The sequence below is a fragment of the Sporolactobacillus terrae DSM 11697 genome (assembly GCF_000648615.1).
Classification (GTDB): Bacteria; Bacillota; Bacilli; order Bacillales; family Sporolactobacillaceae; genus Sporolactobacillus; species Sporolactobacillus terrae.
This window is the reverse complement of the sequence record NZ_JFZC01000036.1, coordinates 35,715-52,233: the sequence shown is the minus strand read 5'-3', so window position 1 is coordinate 52,233 and position 16,519 is coordinate 35,715. Positions and strand designations below refer to the sequence as shown.

Sequence of the window (16,519 nt, the reverse complement as noted above, 5' to 3'; positions counted from 1 at the left end):
TAAAAAGAAATAAAGAAAGAACTGCATGCCATCGCATCCTCTTACGCCCACATCAAATTTATCCCCCGAGAAACATTTTACACATAGTGCCTGTTTTCAGCTTAGCTCCACTTGATCTTCAGTTTTGCGGCTCCTTCTCACTTTGCGCCGATACGTTATCAAAGCAACGGAAACACAAATTTCATAGAGCAGCAGCAGCGGAACCGACATGAGAATGTCTGAAACAAAGTCCGGCGGCGACATCACAACGCCGACCACGATTAAGACAAAATAAGCGATGCGGCGCATTTTTCGCATCCGTACCGGCGTAAGAATCCCGATATTAGTCAAGAAAACGACAATTACTGGTAATTCAAATAAAAAACCAAAGGGCAGGACGCTATGCGTCATAAAACGAAAATAGCGTTCCGTTGTAAAGACGACCTGAAACGTCCCATCATTCAATCCGAGTAAAAAGTGAAGGATGTTCGGAAAAACGATCTCATAGCCGAAGACAAGTCCGCCGATAAAGAGCAGAAAGATCGCCGGAATATAAGAAAGCGTTACCCTGCGTTCTTTCTCACTCAGTGCCGGTGCGACAAACCGCCACAGCTGCCATGCTGCAAACGGAACAGTCACCGCCAGAGCCGCCACACCGGCGATGAGAAAATAAACGCTGACAATTTCTGTCGGCCCAAGAACTGCCAACTTGCTGCCGACACCAAGATCATGGACCAGCCATAAATAGCAGCGTTTTACGAAAAATAACATCGTCGCGCTGCTGGCGATAAACACAATAAATACAGCTATCATTCTTCTGCGCAGCTCATTGAAATGCTCAATGAGCGCCATTTTTTTGTCGGCCATGCGTCTCGATCTCAGTCCTTTTTACCGCTTGTCTTCTCTGCCCTGACGACTGATGTTTTCGCATCAGGGTCACTGTCTTCGCCTAATCCCTGTGTCGCATTTTTAAATTCTTTTAGCGTTTTGCCAAAAGCTCTGCCGATTTCAGGAAGTTTGGACGGTCCGAAGATCACCAGCGCGATGACGAGAATCAGAATTAATCCGGGAATGCCAATACCGCCTAACATATCAAGCACCTCTTTATAAAATTGATCATTGTTTGCAAATTTGTCAAAAGTACGCAACCTGATCATCGCACGACCGCCTTCATTCGTCAAACTTCTTGTTTGGCTCGCAAAAAAATAACGGAAAAGAAGGAGCTTCTTTTCCGCTGATTACTCAATCAATTATGAGTGAAGTTGTTTCTTCCGTTTTCCAAGTTCACTGTGCCTAAATCCAAAAGCAAAATAGATAACCAAACCAATGACGAACCAAATAATGAAGCGAATCCATGTCTGTCCGGTCAAGTTAATCATCAGATAGCCACAGGCCAGTACGGACAGGAACGGAATTACATAAACAAACGGAACCTTAAAATTACGCTTTATGTCCGGCCGCTTGATACGAAGGACAACCACACCGATTGAGACACAGATAAATGCAAATAGCGTTCCGATATTGACAAGCTGTGCTAATTCACCAAGAGGAATGAGCGCAGAGAAGACGGTTGCCATGCCCCATGTCAGCAAAATACTGAACACAGGCGTTTTCTTTCCTTTTGTCAGACGTGAGATCGATTTCGGCAGCAGGCCGTCACGGCTGATGGCAAAGAACAGGCGTGTCTGTCCATACATCATAACAAACAGCACGGTTGTGATTCCCAAAATCGCGCCTAGAGAGACAAAACCGGCCACCCAATCTTGATGCACAAAGCGGAGCGCAAAAGCAACCGGGTCGCCTACATTCAGCTTTGTATAAGGGACCATCCCGGTTAAGACAAGCGAAACCGCCACATACAAGACCATGCAGACTGCCAATGAAGAGAGAATCCCAATGGGCATGTCGCGCTGCGGATTGCGTACTTCTTCGGACGCAGAGGAAACCGCATCAAATCCGATGTAGGACAGGAACGCCGTTGCAGCGCCCTGAACCACCCCATCGAAACCAAACGGCATGAAGGGCGTCCAGTTGGTCGGCTGAACATAAAAGGCGCCGACAACGATGAACAGCAGAACAACGCCGATTTTAATCAGTACCATAATATCATTAATCCGACTTGACTCTTTAACGCCGCTGAGCAAGATCAATGAGAGTGCGAACACAATCACCGTTGCCATTAAGTCAAAATAAGTACCGGCGCTCGGATTAAATGCAGAACTTATCTCGGTCGGCAAATGCAGCCCGAAGCCGCGAATCAATTCTTGAAAGTATGCGGACCAACCGCTTGCAACTACGGAACAGGCAAGTCCGTATTCAAGGATCAAGTCCCAGCCGAGGATCCATGCAAACAGTTCCCCAAATACGGTGTACCCATAGGTGTAGGCGCTCCCTGATGCAGGAATCATCGATGCAAATTCCGCATAGCATAAGGCGGCAAACGCACAGGCGATTCCGGATAAAAGAAATGACAGGACAATTGCCGGCCCAGAATGCTCCGCTGCAACAACCCCGGTCATGACAAAGATTCCGGTACCAATGACGGCGCCGACACCAAGCATCGTTAAATCAAAAGCGCCTAACGCTTTTTGCAACCCCTTATTGCCTTTCGCTTGATGAACGGTAAAGTCCATTGGTTTCTTTCTGAATAACGTTGCATACAATGCAACGAGTCTGCTTAAAAACTCCATGCCAAAAACTCCTTCTGTACATCCTTAATAATCAACGATCGTGGGAAGCTATTATCTCTGTTTTCTGATTATTTATTTTCTATCTCTCTTTATTCCCCACGCGTTGTAAAAACCATTCTACATGGTACCTGGTCCTATGTAAAGGTTCTAATTTCAATCATCACAAATTGTTAAGAAATGTTTGATTAGCGCTACTGAAACCATTCGATATCTAAAGAATCCCTCACATCATTGGTATTCATGCATCATTCATCAATTAAAAGGAATGAATGATAAGAAAAGAGGGCGTCTCAAAAGGGTGTTGGATTTATACTACGCTCCGATTGCTCGCTTGCCGCGGGTGCACCGTGAGCCTTCTCAGCCAGGCAGGACTCTGTGGGGGCTTCCTTGGCTCGCTGATCCCGCTGGCACCAGAGCACTTTCGTGACTTCTGCGTTGCGCGCAGGATATCATGACTTTCGCCGTTGCATACAGGACGTACTTTCACAGGATGTGATGGCTTTCGCGTTGCATACAGGACGTACTTTCACAGGACGTGATGGCTTTCGCGTTGCATACAGGATGTATGCGCACTTAGCGAAAGTTCCTTTAGGAAAGTTCCTTTAGGAAAGTTCCTTCAAGAAAGCTCCTTTACAATCAGGAAAGTTCCTCTTTATGGCTTATCAGACGTTCTCTCTTATTAAAGTGCACAAAAAACCCTCGCTGACGCGTCCAGCGAGGGTTTTAAATAAAGCTGAATTATTTAATGTTGTAGAATGATGCATCGCCAAGGTATTCAGCAGAACCAGCAAGATCATCTTCAATTCTGATCAGTTGGTTGTACTTAGCGATACGGTCGGTTCTTGCAAGAGAACCCGTCTTGATTTCGCCGGCGTTCGTTGCAACAACGATGTCGGAAATGGATGTATCTTCAGTTTCACCGGAACGGTGAGAAACAACTGCTGTGTATCCGGCTTTTTGAGCCATTTGGATTGCGTTCAGTGTTTCAGTCAACGTACCAATTTGGTTTACTTTGATAAGGATCGAGTTGGCGACGCCAAGGTCAATACCTTTCTTCAGGTAATCGGTGTTCGTTACGAACAGGTCGTCCCCGACGAGTTGCACTTTGTCACCAATAGCCTTGGTCAGTTTTTGCCAGCCTTCCCAGTCGTTTTCGTCAAGGCCGTCTTCGATCGAGATGATCGGGTACTTATCAACCAGTTTGGTGTAGTATTCGATCATTTCGTCAGTCGTTCTTACAACGCCTTCGCCCTTGAAGTTGTACTTGCCGTCTTCATACAATTCGGAAGAAGCCGGGTCAATTGCCAGTTTAACGTCTTCGCCTGGTTTGTAACCTGCTTTTTCGATTGCTTCAAGAATCGTGTCAAGAACTTCTTCGTTGTTCTTCAGGTTCGGAGCAAAACCGCCTTCGTCGCCGACAGCAGTCAGGTGGCCCTTAGCTGCAAGAACAGCTTTGAGTGCGTGGTATACTTCCGCACCGATACGAACAGCTTCCTTGATGGAATCTGCACCTACAGGCATGATCATGAATTCTTGGAAGTCTACGCTGTTATCTGCGTGCTTCCCACCGTTCAGGATGTTCATCATCGGTGTTGGCAGAACTTTAGCGTTCACACCGCCGAGGTAACGGTAGAGTGGAACACCCAGTTCGTCTGCAGCAGCGTCTGCCGCTGCCAAAGAAACACCAAGAATTGCGTTAGCGCCTAATTTGCCTTTGTTTTCCGTTCCGTCGAGATCGATCATGGTTTGGTCAAGCGCTACTTGATCTTGAACTTCCAAGCCAATGACTTCGGGAGCGATGAGTTCGTTAACATTCTTTACAGCTTTCAGAACACCTTTGCCGCCGTAGCGTGCTTTGTCGCCGTCGCGTAATTCAACAGCTTCGTGTTCACCAGTAGACGCACCGCTAGGCACTAATGCGCGGCCTTTGCCGCCGTCTTCAGTATAAACCTCAACTTCAACAGTTGGGTTACCGCGAGAGTCAAGGACTTCGCGACCATAAACTTCAACGATTTGAGACATTCATGATCTCTCCTTATCATCATATAAATTGATCCAAAATGGTGTGAATCGAGCGCTATCTCCGGACAATAACGAACGGTCCGCACCGTTTCAATCTTATTCTTTGCAAAAATTAGCCTTTTACTGCGTCAAGCAGAGCAAGGAATGATTCAGGTTGAAGGCTTGCGCCGCCAACCAGTGCACCGTCGATATCCGATTGAGCGAGCAGATCGCCAATCGTCGCCGGTTTTACACTACCGCCGTATTGAATACGTACTTTAGCAGCGACTGTTTCGTCATACAGATCAGCAACTGTTTTGCGGATATACGCGCAAACTTCATTTGCATCATCTGAAGAAGCAGATTTGCCGGTGCCGATCGCCCAAATTGGTTCATAAGCAACAACAACGTCTGCAGCTTGGTCACTTGGAACACCTGCAAATGCTTTAGTTACTTGGTTTTTGACAACAGATTGCCATTTGCCGCCTTCACGTTCATCAAGCGTTTCACCAACGCAGACGATCGGAATCAGGTGATGGGCAAATGATGCGAGCACCTTTTTATTTACGGTTTCATCCGTTTCAGCAAACATCGCTCTGCGTTCAGAGTGGCCGATGATTGCGTATTGAACGCCTAGATCTTCGAGCATAACCGGGCTGACTTCTCCGGTGAAAGCACCGGAGTTTTCAAAATGAACGTTTTCAGCACTGATCTTCAGGTCCGAACCCTTTGCGTCTGCAACGAGACGGTCAAGAGCAAGGAAAGGAGCAGCAACAACGGAATCAACGAGATCAGCAGAAGGGACTTTGTCCTTAACTGCTTCAACAAATTCGTGTGCTTCCTTAACTGTTTTGTTCATTTTCCAGTTTCCGGCAATAATCGGTTTACGTGACATAATAAGACACCTTCCCTTTCTTGCGGTTCATTCATAGGTCTTGCAGATTATTCAGCGTCATCAAGAGCAGCAACGCCTGGAAGTACTTTGCCTTCCATCAGTTCAAGCGAAGCACCGCCGCCGGTTGAAATATGCGTCATTTTGTCTGCAAGGTGGAACTTTTCAACAGCAGCTGCGGAATCGCCGCCGCCGATGATTGTCGTTGCGTCGGTTGCGTCGGCCAGTGCTTTTGCAACAGCTTCCGTACCCTTGGCATAAGGTTCCATTTCGAAGATACCCATTGGTCCGTTCCAAACAACGACTTTGGACTTTTTGATTGCATCTGCATACAGTGCAACCGTCTTCGGTCCGATGTCAACGCCGAGCCAGCCTTCAGGCATTTTGTCGATGTCGACAACGTCTTTGTTAGCTGTTTCGGAGAATTCATCAGCGATGACCGTATCAATAGGTGTCAAGAAATTAACGCCTTTTTCTTTAGCCAAAGCCAAGAACTTCTTAGCGAGATCAAGCTTGTCTTTGTCAAGCAAAGATTTACCGATTTCATAGCCTTGAGCTTTTACGAACGTGTAAGAAAGTCCGCCGCCGACGATCAATGTGTCGACTTTATCAAGCAGATTTTCGATAACGCCGATCTTATCGGTAACTTTCGCACCGCCGATGATGGCTGTGAACGGGTGTTTCGGATTTTCAAGAGAAGCACCGAGAATTTTCAATTCCTTTTCGAGCAGGAAGCCTGCAACGGCAGGAAGATATTCAGCAATGCCTGCGGTTGACGCATGGGCACGGTGTGCCGATCCGAATGCATCGTTGACGTAAACGTCAGCAAGTGCTGCAAATGCTTTTGCGAGTTCAGGATCGTTCTTCTTTTCGCCTTTTTCAAAACGAACGTTTTCAAGAAGCAGTACGTCGCCGTCATTCAGTTTTGCAACAGCTGCATCAACTTCAGGTCCGACAACCTGATCGGTTTTTGCAACCGGTTTGCCGAGCAGTTCGCTCAAGCGTTTTGCAACAGGATCCATTTTGAAGGAATCCTTGTCTTCAGCCGTAGGACGGCCGAGGTGGGAAGCCAAAATGACTTTTGCACCATTTTCGATCAAGTAGTTGATGGTAGGGAGTGCTGCACGAATACGTGTATCATCCGTTACCGTCGTGCCGCTCAGCGGAACATTAAAGTCAACGCGGCAGAAAACTTTTTTGCCTTTAACATCAATGTCTTTAATGGTTTTCTTTGCCATGCCCAGACCTTCTTTCCAATATTTCATCAGCAGCAAGATAAGGCTGCAGTCCAAATCTCCGCCGACAAGAACAGTATTCGTAAAAAAAGCGGAAACAACTAGGGTTTCCGCTATTCAAGTTCTATTCAAAAAGTTAGGTAATGATTATTTTGCAAGCTTAGCGAAGTATTCAAGCGTACGAACAAGCTGTGAAGTATAAGACATTTCGTTGTCATACCATGCAACAACCTGAACGAGTTGCTTGCCGTCTACGTCAAGAATCTTTGTTTGCGTTGCGTCAAACAGAGAGCCGTAAGTAATACCGATTACGTCAGAAGAAACAATTGGATCTTCGTTGTAGCCGAGGGTTTCGTTAGCATTTGCCTTGATTGCTTCGTTGATTTCTTCAACTGTTGTGTTCTTAGCAAGTGTTGCGTAGAGCAAAGTTACGGAACCTGATTTAACCGGAACACGTTGTGCTGATCCGTCAAATTTGCCTTTCAGTTCAGGAATAACAAGTGCAACGGCTGCAGCAGCACCTGAAGAAGCAGGAACGATGTTTTCAGCAGCGGCACGTGCACGACGAAGATCTCCGCCTCTGTGTGGGCCGTCAAGAGTCATTTGGTCACCAGTGTAAGCGTGAACGGTCGTCATCAAGCCTTTTTCGATGCCGAATTTGTCATTCAATACTTTTGCTACAGGAGCCAACGAGTTGGTTGTGCAAGAAGCACCGGAAATAACCGTTTCTGAACCATCGAGTGAATCGTTGTTTACGTTATATACGATCGTCTTCAAGTCGCCTTTTGCAGGTGCAGAGATAACGACTTTCTTAGCGCCGCCTTTGATGTGTGCTTCAGCTTTTTCTTTCGATGTGAAGAAGCCTGTGCATTCAAGAACGATGTCAACGCCGAGTTCGCCCCAAGGCAGTTCAGCTGGGTCGCGTTGTGAAAGTACTTTAACCTTCTTGCCGTTTACAACAAAGTAACCGTCTTCTACTTTAACTTCGCCGTTGAAACGGCCTTGAGTTGTATCATATTTCAACAGGTTTCCAAGCATTGCCGGATCTGTCAAGTCGTTAACTGCAACTACTTCCAATTCTGGAACGTCTTGAATTCTTCTGAATGCCAGACGACCGATGCGTCCGAAACCGTTAATACCAACTTTAACTGTCATGTCAATAATGACCTCCTAAATGGTTTGGAAATTTTGTAAAATCTCTTGTGCAGCGCCTTCATCCGTGATAAGCACGGAATCCGGGCCTTTCTTGAAGTAAGCCTGAATAGCCTCAGCCTTAGACTTGCCCCCGGCCACGGCAATCACCGATTGCGCGCCGAAAAGGTCTTCCCATTGGAGCCCAATGGTTTGTACCTTGTGGATCACGCGGCCTGTCTGATCAAAGAAATAGCCAAAAGCCTCGGCCACAGCATGTTCCGTGTCAACTCTTTTGAGAATCTCTTCACCGGAATGCCTGCGGATCGCCATCGTTTTCGCATCACCAATGCCGTGCACGATAATGGTCGCACGATGAATCAGCTGCATGACCCGGTGAATACTGGGCTCTTCCATCAAGCTGTGATAGGACTCGTCACTGAGCTGATCGGGAACGTGGAGCAGATGATAGCGCCCTTCGGCTTTTTCCGCCATTTTAGCGCAGATCGTGTTCGCTTGATTTTCGACCTTTTCGCCAAGACCGCCTCTTGCTGACACAAACAGAAGATCTTGATGCGCTTTTCTGAGCGGGCGCATCATTTCCGCAGCAGCCGCGAGCGTGGAGCCCCCGGTCACGGCGATCACATTCACCGCACCCAGTGCGCGTTCAATTTCCTTGACGCAGGCCAGCCCCATCTCATTCTTGACTGTCGCGTACTGATCACTGTCGCCAGAGACAATGACAACTTTAGAAACGCCGAGAACTTCTTCCAATTGCTTTTCCATATTCCTCAGCCCTGATATGTTCTTCATCACGGTTCCCAAATCTTTAACAATGGCTTCTCCGTTTTCCGTCAGATGCATGCCGCTTGACGCCATATGGATCAGCCCTTGTTGACTTAGAAAGGTGACTTCCCCGCGCAAAACGCGTTCCGTCATCCCCAAATGGGTTGACAAACTGCGCCTGCCGATCGGTTGCAGAAAATGCAATGATTGAAGAATACGGTAGCGACTGGACATAATGTCTAAGACATCGGGGATCAGCCTTTTCTGAAGATCAAGCAAATGTTCCACAGCGTCCCCCTCGATCGACCGATACAGGTCTCAAAATGTCCCACACAGTCATTTTATGTCCCATCTGCTCCAAGTAACATGATAACAACTTTTGCCTACGTTTACAAGCATAATCATGTAAATGTTTTGTATAGACTTTCCATTGACGCATAATTGTCACATTAACTAAAAAGTTGATCTTATGCGTTTTTTCCAGCGGTTAAAAGTCTGTAAATTACGAAAAATGATACATTTACATTCGTTGTCTGCCGTTCCCTTTGCATCGCTCAGTGCCTGATCGCCCAACTAAATTATACCCCGTTTCGACAAAAGAAAACAAAAAAAAGATGCTGTAAGCATTTACAGCAATCCGCTCTCGGGACATTTACTGTCCCTTATATGAAAATCAAGCGCGTGCGACCGCGCGGCGCTCAATTGTTGAGCCAATGCCGCACCGTTGCCGATACTTAGCTACGGCTCTTCGGGAACACTTGATGCCCGACTGTCCAAGAATGCCGGCAATGATTTGATCCGACAACGGTCTTCTCGGGTCTTCCTGATTAATCAACTTTTTGATTTCATCTTGAATTTGATAAGCGGACAACGCGGTTTGATTTTTTCCGACGGCTCGAATGAAGAACTGCCTCATCGGCACAATACCATGATTCGTTTGAACGTATTTTCCCGCTGCCGCACGACTGATCGTCGATTCATGAACAGCCAACTGTTCCGCCGCTTGTTTCATGGTGAACGGCCGCAGCGACGTGCGTTCTCCAGTACTGAAATAGGCCTCCTGACGCTGCATCACCAATTCGGCGAGCTGCATCATGGTTTGTTTTCTTCTGGATAATCCCGAGATCAGTGCGTCCGCTTCTTCCATCTTTTCCCGCAGGTAGCGTTTTGTTTCTTTATCCGATGCCTGCAGGTACATTTGATAATCATCATTATTGATCGAAACGGTCGGCAAATACTGATCCTCAAGCTCACAGACAAGCCGATCACCTTTTTGCACGATCGTGACATCAGGAATGATATACTGCGGCGGATCCTCTTGAATCGCGGCAACCGGATTCGGATTCAGTCTACGAATTTGCGCAACCGCTGCGTTAATTTCATCCTTTGTTACATCCATCTGCTCGGCAAGTTCGGACCAGTCTCCGCTCAGAAAACAGTCTCTGTAATCCGTTAAAAGCGTTTCTGCGAGCGGGCTGCGCGATTCAAGACGTCGGAGCTGCAAACACAGACATTCAATGAGTGAGCGGGCACCAACACCGGCGGGATCCAACGACTGAAGCAGCGCCAAGGCTTGCTGCGGATCGACATCACCCTTTGCAAACGGGTCGAGAATCGCATCAGGCGCTTCATCAAGATAGCCGTTGTCATTCAGCGAATCGATCAACAGATCGGTTGCTTCAATACAGCAAGGCTCCAGACGCATCTGATGGAGCTCGCGGTGTAACCGCTCGCGAAAATCAATCGTTTGTGCTTGTGTCTCTGCAATGACATCAGACGTACTTTTCGCTCCCTTGAATGAAAAAAGATCATCACGATGAAGATCCGAATCTGCGACGTTCAAAAGCGGATTTTCCAGTGCCTTTTCACGAATTAAATGTGTAAGTTCCTCATTATTACACTGCAGAACGGCCACGGATTGATATAGGGCCGGCGTCATTTTTAACTTTAACGCTTGCCTTTGAACAAGTGCTAATCCCATCCCGCTCACCCCCTTTAGTAATAGTATAGCAACGAAATGATAAAATGACTACGCTTACAAAGTCGTTTTTTGTCGTTTTTCGTGAGAATTTTTTGAACAATGATCCATTGAACGCGGGCCGAGCGCTTTTTCGCAACTGGGGCCCCTCTATAAAAATGATTAGCGCTTTCTATCGGTATTTTTTTACGCTATATTGGCGTTGTTACAACACGAGGGTGCCTCACCGTCATCGGACTTTTGAGACACCCTCGAAATATTTCCTGTTATCCTCATTTGTAAAGTGCTGGTTTTGCAAAACCGCTCAAAAATACTTCTTCTTCCAGAAGAACAGCGCAGTGATACCAGCTAATCCGATCGCAAGTGTGATTGGAATCCAAAAACCATGTGTCACATGTTCCCAAGGAATCCCGGAAACATTCATTCCCCAGAAACTCGCAACCATCGTTGGAATTGAAAGTACAATGGTCACAGTGGTCAGGAATTTCATGACTACGTTCACATTGTTTGAAATCACGGAAGCATACGCATCCATCATACCGCTCAAGATATTGCTGTGCACTTCCGACATTTCAATTGCCTGCTTGATTTCGATGATCACATCCTCAAGCAGATCCTGATCGTCCTCATACATACGCAGGAAGCGCTGTTTAGTCATTTTCTCCATCACAATATTGTTCGATTTCAGCGACGTTGTAAAATAGACAAGCGTTTTTTCCAGACTAAGTAGATCAAAGAGTTCTTTATTTCGCATTGATTCATGCAGTTCACGCTCGATCATGGACGTTCTGCGATCAATCGTCTTTAAATACTTGAGATAATAGCGGGCGATCACATAAAGAATCTGCAAGGTGAATCGCGTTTTTTTATAGGTGAAAAAATTACGGATCCGATTATTCACGAAGTCGTCGATAATCGGATTGCTCTGCAAACAGACGGTTACGAAATAATAGGGGGTAACAATAATACCGAGTGGAATCGTATCATACGGCGCAGAATCCGATTCGTCCTGTATAAGCACCGGGAAATCGACGATGATCAGAATGGAATCATCCTCTTTTTCAATACGGGAACGTTCGTCATCGTCCAAAGAGTCACGAATGAAATCGGAAGAAATTCCGGTCCCCTCCACCACTTTTTGTATTTCAAATTCAGACGGGCGTGTCAGATTGATCCAGCAGCCCTTGGTCAGCTCATCTTTTTTAATGAGCCGATCTTGTTCATCAGTTAAGTAAATATCAATCATGGTGCACCTCCTCTTAATTCAGAGGAAGCCTACACAGTTATCCGTCCGCCGGGAATGCTGATTGCCCGGGGAGCATTTGATGCTATATAAACTTCCTCCTGCCAATGACCGGGATCAGGCTTTGGACTCGAACCATCAGAACTCATCGAACAATCACTTCCTTCGGCAAGACAATAAAATTTGCTGCACGACTCCCGCGCAGCAACGTACCGCCACGTTCTATAATACATGCTGCGCCTAAAGAACACAAACGAATAATCGCTGCCCACAAAAAAAACAGCTGCCTCATAACGGCGGATCTGTCGCTGCGTCAAGTAAGGTCATGAATGGTTCTCAGCGTACAAAAAAAAGCCTCTTGTACGATGTACAAGAGGCTTTATCCGTGATGAAGCTAACTTCCAATCAGCAATGCGGTGCAGGAAAACATGGTTTTCCGCACTGTACATTGTAGTGTTTTTCATCGCAGGTTTCCGACATTGTGTGCGGATAGTAGTGCTGATGTTCAAAGACATAGTGCGTTTTTCTAACTGTATGCAGACGGTGAATATGTCGAACAATAACCGGTTTGAAAATGTGCTGAACATTGACCGTCATCGGATCATAAACCGTTCCGCCCGAGGTAGGCGGGCAATTCAGTGTATTTTCCATTGTTTTTCCCGGTGCAGTTCCCGCCTGCGCACCAGCCATCGGATAAGCACCTTTTCCTTTCCCTTTTCCTGCCGGCTTAAATCCAGGTTTAAAACTCGGTTTAAAATCCGGCTTGAAATCTGGTTTGAAATCCGGTTTTGGTGCAGCTGCCGGACTGATGTTGCCCATATTCCCTACATTTCCCACGTTGCCGGCGGGACCGAGATTGCCAGCGTTTGGCAGGTTTTGATTTGAATAAGGTGTAACTTCCATAGTTGTTTTTCCTCCTCATCATCGAAGTACACTTATAACCTATGAACCGAAGTGGCCTGTTGCCCTAATGAGAACACCTAATTTTAGACTTTTCACCTAAATTTGGGCAGTAAGCCCACGCCGGATTACGTTGATACAAATGCTAGGCGTACGTATGACAAATTTGATTCGATAAAGAACAAAGTCTTCTCAATGGAATGATTAATCGACAACTAGAAGGAAAACGACAAACAATGCTTGCAAAAATTAACCAAATCGCTTAGAATAGACAAATGTCAGTGAATGAATACTATGCGCTCGTAGCTCAGTGGATAGAGCAATGGTTTCCGGTACCATGTGTCGGGGGTTCGACTCCCTTCGAGCGCATCGCGAAAAAAGATCAGCTAAACGGCTGGTCTTTTTTACTTGTAAAAAAGTGATTTTGCATTGTGGTACGTCAATTGTAAAGGAGCTTTCGCCCCGCAGATTCCCGCCTGTTTGAGGAGGCTTGCGGCGCGCCCGCAGCAAGCGAGCAATTGAAGCGACGATTCAGCACCGAAAAGACACGAACCCATCACATATGGCTGGAAATTAAGGAGCGGGCGCTTTTTGCTCGATTTTTCTTATCTTGCGAGAAAAAATAATCCAGCAAAGCAAAAAAGCTTGCCTATCCACATGTTTTCTATACTATTAATAAGTGAAATGCATCGCCTTAATCCTGCATTTCTAAAATCAAGGTTAAATTGCTATTCTTTAAATTTGACCTATATTGACCTTTAGGGTATTATTAATGTTGGTAAAGGGAAAAATAACTTTCTCAATGGAAAAAGGGGGTTCGTTCAATGCCTTTAATACCTACAGTCATTGAGCAGACAAATCGCGGCGAACGCGCGTATGACATCTACTCACGCTTACTGAAAGACCGCATCATCATGCTCGGCTCAGCGATTGACGATAATGTTGCCAACGCGGTTGTTGCACAGTTGCTTTTCTTAGCAGCCGAAGATTCAGAAAAAGACATTTCGATTTACATTAATAGTCCTGGCGGTTCCATCACCGCGGGAATGGCCATCTATGATACGATGCAATACATCAAGCCAAAGGTATCGACCATCTGTATCGGAATGGCTGCTTCAATGGGCAGCTTCCTTTTAACTGCCGGCGAAATCGGCAAGCGCTATGCCCTTCCGAACAGTGAGATTATGATTCACCAACCGCTGGGCGGCATGCAGGGACAGGCGTCGGATATGGAAATTCACGCAAAACGGATTATCAGCATTCGCGAAAAGCTGAACCATATCTACGCAGAACGTACCGGTCAGCCGTATGACGTGATTGCTCGCGATACCGATCGCGACAACTTCATGTCTGCTGAAGACGCAAAGAAGTACGGGTTAATCGACGAAATACTGACCACAGCAAAATAAGCAGCAAAAAGAAAAAGATCGGGGCATATGCTCCGGTCTTTTTTGCGTCCTCATTTAATCATGGTTTTACCTTTTTCAACAAGTGATGCAAGGGCTTTCAGTGCTTCCTCTGCATCGCTGCCTTCCGCTTTCATAAGCAGCTGTTCACCGCAGGCCGGAGCCATACTCATCACGCCCATGATGCTTTTCATATTGGCAACACGACCGTTCTGCTCAATCGTCAGCTGCGATTGATACTCGCTTGCCTGTTGAACAAATCGTGCCGCAGGACGCGCCTGAAGGCCTTCTTCAAACCCAATCGTCACTCTCTTTGTCAGCAATCGCGGATTGCCTCCCTTCATGAAAATGACGGCGCCTAAACGTTTTGGCCTTGTCGAATCCGATTGGCAATCGCGTCAATTTTGCGAAAGCGGTGATTAATCCCGGATTTGCTGATCGGCTCGCCGTTCACCATTTCTCCGAGTTCCTTTAATGTAATGTCCGGATTTTTCAAGCGGATCTCGGCAATTTCACGCAATTTATCCGGCAATTCATCCAAACCGATGCTTTTCTCGATGAGACGAATGTTTTCCATTTGTCGCATCGCAGCAGACACGGTTTTATTGAGGTTGGCGGTCTCACAATTGACCAGCCGGTTCACTGAGTTACGCATATCTTTGACAATACGGATATCTTCAAAATAAAACAAGGCCTTGTTTGCGCCGATAATGCTCAGAAAATCGGTGATTTTTTCGCCCTCTTTCATGTAGATGATGTATCCGTTCTTTCTCGGTAATATTTTGACATTAAGATTGAACGTATTCATCAGTTTAGCCAAAGAATACGTATATTCTTCATAATTTGAAAAGATTTCAAGGTGATATGAAGATTCCGGATGGTTCAACGATCCGCCCGCCAAAAAGGATCCGCGCAAATACGCACGCTTGCAGCACGCCTTTTCAACAAGGTCCAGCGCAATTTCACGTGTGAACTGACCATTGTCATCAATAATTTTCAGATTTTCAAGAAAGGAACGCGCCGACTCTTTCAGGCGAACAATATAAACGTTATTCTTTTTCAGCCGCATCTTTCTGCGCACTAGGATTTCAACTTGATAATGATACACCTGCTTGATTAAGCGAAAAATGCGGCGAGAAATGGCCGCATTCTCCGTTGCGATATCGAGTTCAATGCGTTTATTGCGGATCGAGATAAATCCGTTCATGCGCGTCAGTGCCGCAAGTTCGGCACGTGCGCAGCAGTCATCCACCTCAAGCATGGTTAATTCTTTTTTGGTTTCAGCGGCAAATGACATGCCCATTCCTCCAAACCTTACACTTTTTTCTCCGTGGCTAAAGACATGAGCATGCGTCCAACCATTGCCTCGTCATGGCGGACGACACCGCCGGCTGTTTTAATCAGCGGTGCATGAATGATGTCGATACCGAGATCATTTAATTCTTTCCAGTCAATTTGTACCGGTTCCGACTCCTCAACTGCATAGCGTTTCAACAAATCAACTTTAATCGGCCGGCTGTTGACGATGATGGTATCGATGAACAGAGACGGCACATGACGATGAATGGCCTTAATATGCTGCGACGCAGTAAAATGGTCGGTTTCTCCTTTTTGCGTCATCACGTTGCACACATAAACCTTACGTGCTTTTGAACGTACAATTTCCTCAGCCAGATCCGGGACAAGCAGATTGGGAATCACGCTCGTAAATAAGCTGCCCGGGCCAAACGTAATCATTTCCGCTTCACGAATGGCGCGAATGCTTTCCGGGAGCGGATGAATATCCGCCGGTTTGATAAATACATGTTCAATTTTCTTATTTGCTGCGGTAATCTGCGATTCACCTTCAACAATGCTGCCGTCACTCATCAATGCGCCAAGCGCAATCATCTGATCGGCTGCAGGCAGCACTTGACCGTGCACGTTAAGAATACGGCTCAACTCGCGTACAGCTTTCACAAAGTCTCCAGTAATCGACGTCAATGCAGCAATCAAGAGATTGCCTAGGGAATGGCCATTAAGTCCACTGCCGGTTTTGAAACGATGCTGAAGGAGCTGTTGAAACATGGGTTCAACATCCGACAGGGAAACAAGGACATTGCGAATGTCGCCGGGAGGGGGGATCTGCAGTTCGTTTCTCAGTTTCCCGCTGCTGCCTCCGTCATCCGCAACAGTCACGATCGCAGTGATATCCACCGGATACTTCTTCAATCCGCGAAGTACAGCCGGTAGACCGGTACCGCCGCCAATCGCAACGATTTTTTTTCGCTCTGTCATT

15 protein-coding genes and 1 tRNA gene are annotated in these 16,519 nt (G+C 46.5%); 2 read left to right on the top strand and 14 right to left on the bottom strand.

The window, feature by feature from the left end:
• Window positions 1–96 precede the first annotated feature (96 nt).
• The 11 genes from tatC to AA84_RS18580 form a co-directional block, all read right to left on the bottom strand.
• The gene (gene tatC / locus AA84_RS17300) at window positions 97–846 is read right to left on the bottom strand and encodes a twin-arginine translocase subunit TatC (RefSeq protein WP_037563158.1); all 750 of its coding nucleotides are present in this window, start codon (window positions 844–846) and stop codon (window positions 97–99) included.
• An 11-nt stretch (window positions 847–857) separates the two neighbouring features.
• Window positions 858–1,070 (bottom strand): twin-arginine translocase TatA/TatE family subunit, encoded by a 213-nt coding sequence (locus AA84_RS0106555; RefSeq protein WP_028976541.1) that lies wholly within the window; start codon window positions 1,068–1,070, stop codon window positions 858–860.
• A 159-nt stretch (window positions 1,071–1,229) separates the two neighbouring features.
• Window positions 1,230–2,669, bottom strand: a complete 1,440-nt coding sequence (locus tag AA84_RS0106550) for a branched-chain amino acid transporter BcaP (RefSeq protein ID WP_051575169.1) — start codon at window positions 2,667–2,669, stop codon at window positions 1,230–1,232.
• A 738-nt stretch (window positions 2,670–3,407) separates the two neighbouring features.
• Window positions 3,408–4,691 carry a phosphopyruvate hydratase gene (eno, locus tag AA84_RS0106545; RefSeq protein WP_028976539.1) on the bottom strand — a complete coding sequence of 428 codons (1,284 nt, stop codon included), beginning with the start codon at window positions 4,689–4,691 and terminating at the stop codon, window positions 3,408–3,410.
• Window positions 4,692–4,803: 112 nt separating this feature from the next.
• Entirely contained in the window at window positions 4,804–5,565 is a 762-nt protein-coding gene (gene tpiA / locus AA84_RS0106540) for a triose-phosphate isomerase (RefSeq protein ID WP_028976538.1), read from the bottom strand.
• Between the two features lie 47 nt (window positions 5,566–5,612).
• Window positions 5,613–6,800, bottom strand: coding sequence for a phosphoglycerate kinase (locus AA84_RS0106535; RefSeq protein ID WP_028976537.1), 1,188 nt, complete (start codon window positions 6,798–6,800; stop codon window positions 5,613–5,615).
• A gap of 144 nt (window positions 6,801–6,944) precedes the next feature.
• Entirely contained in the window at window positions 6,945–7,952 is a 1,008-nt protein-coding gene (gene gap, locus AA84_RS0106530) for a type I glyceraldehyde-3-phosphate dehydrogenase (RefSeq protein WP_028976536.1), read from the bottom strand.
• A gap of 15 nt (window positions 7,953–7,967) precedes the next feature.
• The gene (locus tag AA84_RS0106525) at window positions 7,968–9,002 is read right to left on the bottom strand and encodes a sugar-binding transcriptional regulator (protein WP_028976535.1); all 1,035 of its coding nucleotides are present in this window, start codon (window positions 9,000–9,002) and stop codon (window positions 7,968–7,970) included.
• Between the two features lie 385 nt (window positions 9,003–9,387).
• Window positions 9,388–10,695, bottom strand: a complete 1,308-nt coding sequence (gene rpoN / locus AA84_RS0106520) for an RNA polymerase factor sigma-54 (protein ID WP_028976534.1) — start codon at window positions 10,693–10,695, stop codon at window positions 9,388–9,390.
• Between the two features lie 301 nt (window positions 10,696–10,996).
• The gene (locus AA84_RS0106515) at window positions 10,997–11,938 is read right to left on the bottom strand and encodes a magnesium transporter CorA family protein (protein WP_028976533.1); all 942 of its coding nucleotides are present in this window, start codon (window positions 11,936–11,938) and stop codon (window positions 10,997–10,999) included.
• Between the two features lie 402 nt (window positions 11,939–12,340).
• Window positions 12,341–12,838, bottom strand: coding sequence for a CotD family spore coat protein (locus AA84_RS18580; RefSeq protein ID WP_223362463.1), 498 nt, complete (start codon window positions 12,836–12,838; stop codon window positions 12,341–12,343).
• Between the two features lie 293 nt (window positions 12,839–13,131).
• Between AA84_RS18580 and AA84_RS0106505 the strand changes: the two genes are divergently transcribed.
• A tRNA-Arg gene (locus tag AA84_RS0106505) sits at window positions 13,132–13,204 on the top strand.
• 455 nt (window positions 13,205–13,659) lie between these two features.
• The gene (gene clpP, locus AA84_RS0106500; protein ID WP_028976532.1) at window positions 13,660–14,244 is read left to right on the top strand and encodes an ATP-dependent Clp endopeptidase proteolytic subunit ClpP; all 585 of its coding nucleotides are present in this window, start codon (window positions 13,660–13,662) and stop codon (window positions 14,242–14,244) included.
• Window positions 14,245–14,294: 50 nt separating this feature from the next.
• On the opposite strand, the gene AA84_RS0106495 is transcribed toward clpP, so the two are convergent.
• Genes AA84_RS0106495 through AA84_RS0106485 form a run of 3 tightly spaced genes read right to left on the bottom strand, consistent with a single transcriptional unit; the run spans window position 14,295 to window position 16,518 of the window.
• Window positions 14,295–14,564 carry an HPr family phosphocarrier protein gene (locus AA84_RS0106495; RefSeq protein ID WP_028976531.1) on the bottom strand — a complete coding sequence of 90 codons (270 nt, stop codon included), beginning with the start codon at window positions 14,562–14,564 and terminating at the stop codon, window positions 14,295–14,297.
• Window positions 14,565–14,599: 35 nt separating this feature from the next.
• Window positions 14,600–15,538: a DNA-binding protein WhiA gene (gene whiA / locus AA84_RS0106490; protein ID WP_028976530.1), complete on the bottom strand. Its 939-nt coding sequence runs from the start codon at window positions 15,536–15,538 to the stop codon at window positions 14,600–14,602.
• A gap of 17 nt (window positions 15,539–15,555) precedes the next feature.
• Window positions 15,556–16,518, bottom strand: coding sequence for a gluconeogenesis factor YvcK family protein (locus AA84_RS0106485; protein ID WP_028976529.1), 963 nt, complete (start codon window positions 16,516–16,518; stop codon window positions 15,556–15,558).
• Between the last annotated feature and the right edge of the window lies 1 nt (window position 16,519).